Source organism: Lachnoanaerobaculum sp. MSX33 (assembly GCF_000512995.1).
Lineage (GTDB): Bacteria > Bacillota > Clostridia > Lachnospirales > Lachnospiraceae > Lachnoanaerobaculum.
In genome coordinates, this window is sequence record NZ_AZXX01000031.1 from 1 (window position 1) to 7,175 (window position 7,175).

11 protein-coding genes are annotated in these 7,175 nt (G+C 48.0%); all 11 read left to right on the top strand.

Annotation, left to right across the window (positions count from 1 at the left end; genetic code table 11):
* Positions 1–108 precede the first annotated feature (108 nt).
* Positions 109–879: a hypothetical protein gene (locus HMPREF1495_RS03500; RefSeq protein ID WP_005948226.1), complete on the top strand. Its 771-nt coding sequence runs from the start codon at positions 109–111 to the stop codon at positions 877–879.
* A 48-nt stretch (positions 880–927) separates the two neighbouring features.
* A complete protein-coding gene (locus HMPREF1495_RS03505; RefSeq protein WP_001814874.1) occupies positions 928–1,011 on the top strand; it encodes a 23S rRNA methyltransferase attenuation leader peptide in 84 nt (27 codons plus the stop codon).
* A 124-nt stretch (positions 1,012–1,135) separates the two neighbouring features.
* Entirely contained in the window at positions 1,136–1,873 is a 738-nt protein-coding gene (gene erm(B), locus HMPREF1495_RS03510; RefSeq protein WP_034212094.1) for a 23S rRNA (adenine(2058)-N(6))-methyltransferase Erm(B), read from the top strand.
* A 145-nt stretch (positions 1,874–2,018) separates the two neighbouring features.
* Entirely contained in the window at positions 2,019–2,138 is a 120-nt protein-coding gene (locus HMPREF1495_RS14235) for a topoisomerase DNA-binding C4 zinc finger domain-containing protein (protein ID WP_181989423.1), read from the top strand.
* Positions 2,098–2,289 (top strand): hypothetical protein, encoded by a 192-nt coding sequence (locus HMPREF1495_RS14205; protein ID WP_005948221.1) that lies wholly within the window; start codon positions 2,098–2,100, stop codon positions 2,287–2,289. Before HMPREF1495_RS14235 ends, HMPREF1495_RS14205 begins: the two co-directional genes overlap by 41 nt.
* Before the next feature lie 240 nt (positions 2,290–2,529).
* Positions 2,530–3,756, top strand: a complete 1,227-nt coding sequence (locus HMPREF1495_RS03525) for a plasmid recombination protein (protein WP_007596194.1) — start codon at positions 2,530–2,532, stop codon at positions 3,754–3,756.
* A gap of 424 nt (positions 3,757–4,180) precedes the next feature.
* Positions 4,181–5,707, top strand: coding sequence for a hypothetical protein (locus HMPREF1495_RS03535; protein ID WP_034212099.1), 1,527 nt, complete (start codon positions 4,181–4,183; stop codon positions 5,705–5,707).
* Positions 5,708–5,951: 244 nt separating this feature from the next.
* The gene (locus tag HMPREF1495_RS03540) at positions 5,952–6,233 is read left to right on the top strand and encodes a type II toxin-antitoxin system RelB/DinJ family antitoxin (RefSeq protein WP_005948237.1); all 282 of its coding nucleotides are present in this window, start codon (positions 5,952–5,954) and stop codon (positions 6,231–6,233) included.
* Positions 6,226–6,498: a type II toxin-antitoxin system YafQ family toxin gene (locus HMPREF1495_RS03545; RefSeq protein WP_005948235.1), complete on the top strand. Its 273-nt coding sequence runs from the start codon at positions 6,226–6,228 to the stop codon at positions 6,496–6,498. Before HMPREF1495_RS03540 ends, HMPREF1495_RS03545 begins: the two co-directional genes overlap by 8 nt.
* Positions 6,499–6,516: 18 nt before the next feature.
* Positions 6,517–6,765 (top strand): hypothetical protein, encoded by a 249-nt coding sequence (locus tag HMPREF1495_RS03550; protein ID WP_005948233.1) that lies wholly within the window; start codon positions 6,517–6,519, stop codon positions 6,763–6,765.
* The coding region (locus tag HMPREF1495_RS03555; protein ID WP_034212100.1) for a hypothetical protein at positions 6,762–7,175 on the top strand (414 nt) is incomplete at its 3' end. The genes HMPREF1495_RS03550 and HMPREF1495_RS03555, both read left to right, overlap by 4 nt.

Here is a 7,175-nt window from a genome sequence, read left to right on the forward strand (position 1 = left end):
CAGGAGCCGGAACAGAAAAAAAGCTGGTTTTCAAAAATTTTTGGTGGTAGATAGGAAACAAAAGGACATTTTTTTCGTCACTACAAGTAGGAAAGGCGGTGTGATACAATGAAGAAAATTGCTCTTATTTTATGTTTGGTATTAGTGGCGTCTTTTGTATTAAGTGGGTGTAACAACAGTGATAGTATCATTACTCTCGAAGATAGAGAAGTTGGAAAAATAGAAATACAATCAGGAAATACGGGAGAAACGGTAGAGGTCACCGAAGAAGAAGTAATTTCGCAAATTGCTGATATACTGTCATTAGAATTTGAAAAAGGTGAGAAAAGTAACGACAGTACAGGGTGGAGTTATTCAGTAAGGTGGTATGATACAGAAGGGAAACAGATAGACACTGTTGTAATAATGAATGATGGAACTATTGAGAAAGACGGATATTTTTGGAAAACATCTAAGGACAACATAGAACTATCTGTATTTGATGAATTAGTAACGAAGCATTCCTCCGAGCTGCCACTTGAATGGGACAAAATTCCTATGGTGATGGTGGATGGTAAACTCTACTACGATACGGGGAAAGAGAGTACCGTAAGTGCCCGTTGTGGAGTAATGGATGGGGAAATTACTTCGACGGTTGACGGTTCTGAGATACCGACAAAAGATAACCAATCCAATTTCGGGACGGGCTTTGAATATCAATACGGAGCCGACAATACCATAGAGATTTTTATGAACGAAAAATGGATTGTTTTTGAGCAAAGAGAAGGAACTGGAAATCAAGTCCGATTTGGTGATCGGATGGTAGATGCGGATGGTCTTTCGGAAGAAACGCTTGAATGGCTCGATTGGTATCTTAAAATTTTGTATAATAGGAATTGAAGTTAAATTAGATGCTAAAAATTTGTAATTAAGAAGGAGGGATTCGTCATGTTGGTATTCCAAATGCGTAATGTAGATAAAACATCTACTGTTTTGAAACAGACTAAAAACAGTGATTACGCAGATAAATAAATACGTTAGATTAATTCCTACCAGTGACTAATCTTATGACTTTTTAAACAGATAACTAAAATTACAAACAAATCGTTTAACTTCTGTATTTGTTTATAGATGTAATCACTTCAGGAGAGATTACATGAACAAAAATATAAAATATTCTCAAAACTTTTTAACGAGTGAAAAAGTACTCAACCAAATAATAAAACAATTGAATTTAAAAGAAACCGATACCGTTTACGAAATTGGAACAGGTAAAGGGCATTTAACGACGAAACTGGCTAAAATAAGTAAACAGGTAACGTCTATTGAATTAGACAGTCATCTATTCAACTTATCGTCAGAAAAATTAAAACTGAATACTCGTGTCACTTTAATTCACCAAGATATTCTACAGTTTCAATTCCCTAACAAACAGAGGTATAAAATTGTTGGGAATATTCCTTACCATTTAAGCACACAAATTATTAAAAAAGTGGTTTTTGAAAGCCGTGCGTCTGACATCTATCTGATTGTTGAAGAAGGATTCTACAAGCGTACCTTGGATATTCACCGAACACTAGGGTTGCTCTTGCACACTCAAGTCTCGATTCAGCAATTGCTTAAGCTGCCAGCGGAATGCTTTTATCCTAAACCAAAAGTAAACAGTGTCTTAATAAAACTTACCCGCCATACCACAGATGTTCCAGATAAATATTGGAAGCTATATACGTACTTTGTTTCAAAATGGGTCAATCGAGAATATCGTCAACTGTTTACTAAAAATCAGCTTCATCAAGCAATGAAACACGCCAAAGTAAACAATTTAAGTACCATTACTTATGAGCAAGTATTGTCTATTTTTAATAGTTATCTATTATTTAACGGGAGGAAATAATTCTATGAGTCGCTTTTTTAAATTTGGAAAGTTACACGTTACTAAAGGGAATGGAGATAAATTATTAGATATACTACTGACAGCTTCCAAGAAGCTAAAGAGGTCCCTAGCGCCTACGGGGAATTTGTATCGATAAGGGGTACAAATTCCCACTAAGCGCTCGGGACCCCTTGTAGGAAAATGTCCTAAGTGTGGCAACAATATTGTATTAAAAAAATCGTTTTATGGTTGTTCAAATTATCCTGAATGTAAGTTTACTTTATAATAGTTTGCCGGAAGAACAACAGTTAGCTATAAGTGCTGTGCCGCCAGATTTGCTTGAAGAAAGCGGTCTTGTAAAAACAGAGGACGCAGAGGTTTCTGCACAGGAAGATGAATTGTGTGGCTATCCTCTTGCACCAGAAGAAGTAGAGTGACAACAGAAGTTCTTGGAGACAGTTGTGAGGCTGCCTCTTTTAGCCCCCGGCAGGGCGCAAAAGCACTTTCATACTGCCAGCCCCGAAGGGGCGGCGGTGTGAAAGTGCTTTTGTTACTTTCTCACAAGAAAGTAACAAAGAGGTTGTGGACTGCGGCCAGTTATGGTAAAATAGGAGTAGTAGGATATAGGCTTTTGCAGGAAAGGGACGGGTGATTTTATAGGCACAACCATTTCGGGAATGACGGGCCGGGGAAGTATCCGGCACAACAACAGGAGCTTTTCAGCGGCGAATGTAGACCGAAGCAGGTCGGGGCAGAATGTCACCTTTTGCAACGAGGATTTGAAAAAGGTGTACCACGAACTTTTCGATGAAGCCCTGGCCGCCTACAATGCCAAAAAGAAAAAGACCAGGGACAAGATACCAGACTACTATGAGCATATCCGGCAGAGCAAGCAGGAGAAGCTATTTCACGAGGCTATCTTTCAGATCGGCAACTTGACGGACTGCGGGTGCGGCTCCCCTGGAGGGGAACGGGCGGCGGCAGCTCTCAAAGAATTTGCAGAGTCCTTCCAGGAGCGCAATCCTCATCTGCGGGTGTTCAATATGGTGCTGCACATGGACGAGGCCACGCCCCACCTCCATGTGGACTTCGTGCCGGTGGCAACGGAGCAGAGCCGGGGCCTCTCAACGAGGGTATCAATGAAACAAGCGTTAAAGCAGCAAGGATTTGAGGGGCTTGGCCGGAAGCAGACGGAATGGAAAGCCTGGATGGAACGGGAGAAAGAAGCCCTAACGGAAATCGCCCAGGCGCACGAGTTTGAGATCATCAGCCTGGGCGGTGGCCGCCCTCATATGGAGCTGCCAGAGTACAGGGCAGCGGCCCAGCGGCTTGAAGCTGTCCAGGAACAGGTGATAGCGGCAGAGCAGGAGATCGCGGCCTTGGAAAAGCAGAGAAAGGCCCTGCAAGGGAATGTGAAGCTGCTGAAAGCGGTGGAGAAGGTCAAGCCCGATCTGGACGCGATACAACCAGAAAAGACGCTGACAGGGGCCGTCAAGGGTGTGACGGTGGAGCAGGTGAAGGAGCTGAAGGCGGCGGTGATCCGGGGTGCGGCGGCAGAGCAGAAGGTGCGGGAGCTGAAGGTAGAAAACCAACAGCTTCAGCAGAAAATCCCCTCGATGAAAGAAAAGCTGAAGGAGGCCCAGGAGCGGAAGCGGCTTGAAAATGAAAACCGGCAGCTCAAAGTGCAGGTCGAATACCTGGAAAAAGATTTGAGCTGGGAGCGTGGGATTTCGGCGCGGCTCCAGGAAGGGATCGGGGCGGTGCTGGACTTTCTGGATCAGCACTTGCCGGAGCAGTTCCGGCCCCTGGTCGAAAAGGCGCGGGAGCTGCTACCTGTGCCAGAGGTGCAGCAGCCGGAAAGAGAGCAGGAACGGGGCCACACCTGGGGCGGTATGGAGTTGTAAAAGAAGCCTGTCCGGGGGCCTTGCAAGAGCCGCCCGGACAGGCTATAATAACAGTAAAAATAGGGAATAAAATGTATTGATAATATATGCCCCCCTGTGGGTATAGGGGATAGCAGGGAGTTAGTGTGTCGTAAAATAGGGAATAAAATGTATTGATAATATATGCCCCCCCTATGGTCTTTAGGCCAGGATAAATAATAAAAATATTTTCTCTCGGACAGGGAGAAAGTCGGAGGGGGTTATGGGGGTGAGCGGCGGGGTGTGGGAATGTGGTAAACCTGAAAGGTTTTCCATCATTTCCATGCCCCAGAGCGAGGGGGAAAAGGGGGAGGTGACTTTCTCTTTAAGGCCCCGAAGGGGCCGCTCTTTGGCTCCCCCTTTTCCCCCTATGGGTTTGCAGAATGTACGAAAAGAGGTGTAAGGAATGGCGGATCAGCAAGTAGCACTGGAACGGCTGCGGGAACTTTACAGGGAAAAGAACGAGCATTTAGAGAAGTTTTTAGAGCCGGTGGAGCCGTATGAGTTTTATCGTGAGATCTTCCCGGAAGGATCTTTCGAGAGGAAGGGCCATTTTGAGGACAGGAAGGGAAACGGGATCGCGGTGACAGTGGCCAAAAGTGGGGTTGACAAGGCAACCGGGATTGCCCTGCAGATCGAGGGGGACGGTAAAGCGAAACGATGTACCGTCACTGACGAGCTGGACGAGCTGCGGGAGCTGCAAGACACCGATTTCACGATTATGTCCCCGATCTCCTATTTTGGACGGCGGCGGTGCGGCAAAAATGCCCGGTATCTCTATGCCCTGGTCTTTGACTTGGATGGGGTGGGTATGCCCCATCTCCGGGACACGCTGCACCAGATGAACAAGGATATTCTGCCCCAGGCAACCTTTGTTGTAAACAGCGGGACAGGGCTTCACCTGTATTATGTGCTGAAAGAGCCGGTGCCTATGTACCCGTACAACCAGAAATGCTTGAAAGAGCTGAAATATTCCCTCACCCGGCAGATTTGGAATAAGTTTACCTCCACCATCAAGGAGCCGCAAATGCAGGGGATTTTGCAGGGCTTTCGGGTGGTCGGCTCTGGCTCGAAGCTGGGGCGTGAGTACCCTGTGAGGGCGTTCCGGCTCGGCGGGCCGGTGGAGCTGGCGCGGCTGTTTGATTATATCCCGGACAGCAACGGGGAACAGCAGCGGCTTGAGGGGCTTATGAGAAAGAGCCGACTGTCGCTGGCCGAGGCGAAAGAGAAGTACCCGGATTGGTATGAGCGGCGGATCATCAAGAAGGAGCGGCGGGGCCGCTGGACGGTCAAGCGTGACCTTTACGACTGGTGGCTGCACCGGATCGCCGATGAAATCCGGGTGGGCCATCGTTTCTATGGCATTATGACGCTGGCGATTTATGCGAAGAAATGCGGGATAGACGAGGACGAGCTGCGCCGGGACGCTTTCGCGTTGCTTCGGCCCTACGATGATATGAGCGTGGAGGATATAAACCGCTTTACAAAAGATGATGTGGTGTGCGCCCTTGAGATGTTCAACGAGGACTATGTGACATTCCCCAGGGACGATATAGCGAAGCTCTCCGGCCTGACTATGCCTGTCAATAAGCGGAACTGGCGCAAACAGCCAGTACATTTGCAGGGCGCGAGAGCAATCCAGGAGATTAACGATAAGGCCAATGGTACGAATTGGAGAGAAGGGAATGGGCGGCCAAAAGGCAGCGGAACGGCCCAGGCGCGGGTTTATGAATGGCGGCAGCAGCACCCGGAGGGACGCAAGGCCGACTGTCACCGGGAAACTGGCCTTGATCCGAAAACCGTCCGTAAGTGGTGGGATTGCCCGCCGCCAGCGGTGCGCTTTGAAAATGGGCATATAACGGTGCGGGTGTCCCCTTCCCAGGAGTTGAGCGATTGGCTCCTGGACGCGCTACACGATGGGGGCCAGGAATAAGGCCCAGAAAGGCCCCTGTTACGCTTTAGAAGCCGTTTTCAGCCCTCCGAGGGTAAAATACCGGCCCCCTCTCTACTGCGCCCAGAAAGCCGCATAAATCAAGGCTTTTTTGCCCTCTAAATGCGAACATACCAGGGTAGAAGTTTAAGGGCCAGTGCTTGGGTAAACGGCCAGGAATATATATTGACATTGTAAATAAAAAGTTATACAATGGATATAATAAGAGTGAAAGGAGTTGCTACCTATGGCAAATACAAATATTAACATTCGTATGGACGCAGACTTGAAGCGGCAGTTTGAGGCGTTCTGTGCTGATATGGGAATGACGATGACAACGGCGTTCAATGTTTTTGCGCGTAAGGCTGTGAGGGAGTATAGAATACCCTTTGAAATCAGCGGTGATGTACCGAACGCTGAAACCGTCGAAGCAATCAAGGAAGTAAAGAGAATGAAGGCCGATCCGAGCCTTGGCAAGACCTATTCCAATGTCGATCAGATGATGGAGGAGCTGCTTGCCGATGTATAACATAAGACCAACCACAAAGTTTCAGAAGGATTTGAAGCGCGTGAAAAAGCGCGGCTTTGATATTCCTTTGCTGACCGATATTATTAAAAAACTGGCTGCGGGGGAGCCGTTGCCGGAGAAAAACAGGGATCACCAACTTTCCGGGGACTATGCGGGGTGTCGTGAGTGCCACATTACGCCGGATTGGTTGCTGATCTACGAAGTGGACGGGGACGAGCTGATTTTATATCTCACCCGGACGGGATCGCATAGCGATTTATTTTAGGGGAAGGAGGAAAGGTCTATGAGCTGGGATAAAGAGAGGATCGCGCAGTTGCAGCTCCCCGATCTGGCAGACGATGATCCGCACCCTCGGCTGCTCCTGGAAGGGGACGGCATACACGCAGGGCAGGGTTTTACCGCCTTGTTTCCTGATGGCTGGCACGAGATTACCCTTGAAGTAGCCTGGGAGCCAACAGGCCCCGGCTGCTGGTACATATCTACGCCTGGGTTTGAGGGCGTGTGTCCTGTGGGCCTGTTCGTGAAGGTATGAAAACAATCCGGCAGATAGCGGACGAGATAGGGGTATCAAAGACAGCAGTAAATAAGCAAATCGCAAACCTGGGTTTGCGATCAGGTTTACGAAAAAACGGAAACCAGTTTGCGATTGATGAACACCAGGAAGCCTTGATAAAACAGGCTTTTTCTGAAAAATCGCAAACCGAAATCGAAAACCAATCGCAAACTAAAACGCAAACCGAAAACCACGAAGTTGGCGATTTAGTTTGCGTTTTACAGGCAACTATCGACACGCTGCAAGGGCAGCTTGAAGTAAAAGACCGGCAGATTGCAAAGCTGACTGAGGCCCTGGTAGCCGCCCAGCAGACAGCGGCAGCGGCCCAGGCACTCCACGCGGGAACAATGAAGCAACAGCTTCTTTCCGGGGAGAGTGGAGCGGATCAG